Source organism: Flavobacterium algoriphilum (assembly GCF_048158655.1).
Taxonomy (GTDB): domain Bacteria; phylum Bacteroidota; class Bacteroidia; order Flavobacteriales; family Flavobacteriaceae; genus Flavobacterium; species Flavobacterium algoriphilum.
This window is the reverse complement of record NZ_JBLNKY010000014.1, coordinates 1-3251: the sequence shown is the minus strand read 5'-3', so window position 1 is coordinate 3251 and position 3251 is coordinate 1. Positions and strand designations below refer to the sequence as shown.

The 3251-nt window shown below is 47.6% G+C and carries 2 rRNA genes; both read left to right on the top strand.

The features are described from left to right. Window positions 1–112 precede the first annotated feature (112 nt). Window positions 113–2996, top strand: a 23S ribosomal RNA gene (locus ACM55G_RS14885). Window positions 2997–3138: 142 nt separating this feature from the next. Beyond that, a 5S ribosomal RNA gene (gene rrf, locus ACM55G_RS14880) occupies window positions 3139–3248 on the top strand. The last annotated feature ends 3 nt before the right edge of the window (window positions 3249–3251 follow it).

Below are 3251 nucleotides of genomic sequence, written 5' to 3'. Positions count from 1 at the left end.
AAAGTTCATTGACATATTGAGATAAGAAAATAATAAAAAGTAGAAAGCATTTTTTGGTTGTTTATTTATAGACAAGTAAAAGAAACGGCATGTTTTAATTAATGTGTTGGTACAATAAGCAAAATAAGGGCGTATGGGGGATGCCTTGGCTCTCAGAGGCGATGAAGGGCGTGATAAGCTGCGAAAAGCTACGGGGATTGGCACACACGAATTGATCCGTAGATACCCGAATGGGGCAACCCACTATGTTGAAGACATAGTACACCGATAGGTGGGCAAACCCGCTGAACTGAAACATCTAAGTAGGCGGAGGAGAAGAAAACAAAAGTGATTCCGTAAGTAGTGGCGAGCGAACGCGGATTAGCCCAAACCAATGTTGTTACGGCAATATTGGGGTTGTAGGACCACGACATTTGTTGCGGATAGAATTAGAATCTACTGGAAAGTAGGGCCAAAGAAGGTGATAGCCCTGTATAAGTAATAGAAGATAACGATAGTGGTATCCTGAGTAGGGCGGGACACGAGAAATCCTGTCTGAATTTGGCGGGACCATCCGCTAAGGCTAAATACTCCTGAGAGACCGATAGTGAACCAGTACCGTGAGGGAAAGGTGAAAAGAACCGTGAATAACGGAGTGAAATAGATCCTGAAACCATACGCTTACAAGCGGTCGGAGCCCTTTCGTGGGGTGACGGCGTGCCTTTTGCATAATGAGCCTACGAGTTAACGTTGCTGGCAAGGATAAGTGGTTAAGCCACGGATCCGTAGCGAAAGCGAGTCTGAATAGGGCGCTTTAGTCAGTAGTGTTAGACGCGAAACCGTGTGATCTACCCATGGGCAGGATGAAGCGCTGGTAACACAGTGTGGAGGTCCGAACCGGTTGACGTTGAAAAGTCTTCGGATGACCTGTGGGTAGGGGTGAAAGGCCAATCAAACTCGGAAATAGCTCGTACTCCCCGAAATGCATTTAGGTGCAGCGTTATGGTTAAAGTTATATAGAGGTAGAGCTACTGATTGGATGCGGGGGCTTCACCGCCTACCAATTCCTGACAAACTCCGAATGCTATATAATGTTTCATAACAGTGAGGGCTTGGGTGCTAAGGTCCAAGTCCGAGAGGGAAAGAACCCAGACCATCAGCTAAGGTCCCCAAATATATACTAAGTTGAAAGAACGAGGTTTGTCTGCCCAGACAGCTAGGATGTTGGCTTGGAAGCAGCCATTCATTTAAAGAGTGCGTAACAGCTCACTAGTCGAGCGGACGAGCATGGATAATAATCGGGCATAAGTATATTACCGAAGCTATGGATTTACAATTAATTGTAAGTGGTAGGGGAGCATTCTCACAGGGTAGAAGGTGTATCGTAAGGTATGCTGGACCGGTGAGAAAAGAAAATGTAGGCATAAGTAACGATAATGCGGGCGAGAAACCCGCACACCGAAAGACTAAGGTTTCCACAGCTATGCTAATCAGCTGTGGGTTAGTCGGGACCTAAGGCGAACCCGAAAGGGACAGTCGATGGACAACGGGTTAATATTCCCGTACTAGTTATTACTGTGATGGGGTGACGGAGTGATGAAAGCGCCGCGAACTGACGGAATAGTTCGTTGAAGTACCTACCTATAAGCTGCGCAGGCAAATCCACGCGGCTTGGGGAAATACGATAGTACTCGGAGACTTCGGTTGAAGAGATAGTGCGCCTAAGGGCTTCCAAGAAAAACCTCTAAACTTCAGGTAATAAGTACCCGTACCGCAAACCGACACAGGTAGTCGAGGAGAGAATCCTAAGGTGCTCGAGAGATTCATGGCTAAGGAATTAGGCAAAATAGACCCGTAACTTCGGGAGAAGGGTCGCCAGCAGCAATGCTGGCCGCAGTGAAGAGGTCCAGGCGACTGTTTATCAAAAACACAGGGCTCTGCAAAATCGTAAGATGAAGTATAGGGCCTGACACCTGCCCGGTGCTGGAAGGTTAAGTGGAGATGTTATCTTCGGAGAAGCATTGAAATGAAGCCCCAGTAAACGGCGGCCGTAACTATAACGGTCCTAAGGTAGCGAAATTCCTTGTCGGGTAAGTTCCGACCTGCACGAATGGTGTAACGATCTGGACACTGTCTCAGCCATGAGCTCGGTGAAATTGTAGTAGCGGTGAAGATGCCGCTTACCCGCAGTGGGACGAAAAGACCCTGTGCACCTTTACTATAGCTTAGTATTGACCTTGGACAAATGATGTGTAGGATAGGTTGGAGACTGTGAAGTGGCGTCGCTAGGCGTTGTGGAGTCATTGTTGAAATACAACCCTTTGTTTGTCTGAGGCCTAACCCCGTTTTGCGGGGGACATTGCTTGGTGGGTAGTTTGACTGGGGTGGTCGCCTCCAAAAGAGTAACGGAGGCTTCTAAAGGTTCCCTCAGTACGCTTGGTAACCGTGCGTAGAGTGCAATGGCATAAGGGAGCTTGACTGAGAGACATACAGGTCGATCAGGTACGAAAGTAGAGCATAGTGATCCGGTGGTTCCGCATGGAAGGGCCATCGCTCAAAGGATAAAAGGTACGCCGGGGATAACAGGCTGATCTCCCCCAAGAGCTCATATCGACGGGGGGGTTTGGCACCTCGATGTCGGCTCGTCACATCCTGGGGCTGGAGAAGGTCCCAAGGGTTGGGCTGTTCGCCCATTAAAGTGGCACGCGAGCTGGGTTCAGAACGTCGTGAGACAGTTCGGTCTCTATCTACTGTGGGCGCAAGAAATTTGAGTGGATCTGATTCTAGTACGAGAGGACCGAATTGGACAAACCTCTAGTGTATCTGTTGTTCCGCCAGGAGCATCGCAGAGTAGCTACGTTTGGAAGGGATAAGCGCTGAAAGCATATAAGCGCGAAACCCACCACAAGATGAGATTTCTTTTAAGGGTCGTAGGAGATGACTACGTTGATAGGCTATAGATGTAAAGGCAGTAATGTCATAGTCGAGTAGTACTAATAACCCGTAAGCTTATGTACGCTTTTCCCCGGGGCAACCCGGGGAAGAAACTTTCTAATACTTTTTATTTTCTTTATCTCAGTATGTTAAGATATTATGTAATTGATACTTATAAAATTATAATTAACATTACAGTAATTGCCCAAAGCAATTATAACCTCTTAAGGTGGTTATTGCGGCGGGGCTCACCTCTTCCCATCCCGAACAGAGTAGTTAAGCCCGCCTGCGCAGATGGTACTGCAGTTATGTGGGAGAGTATGTCGTCGCCTTTCTTT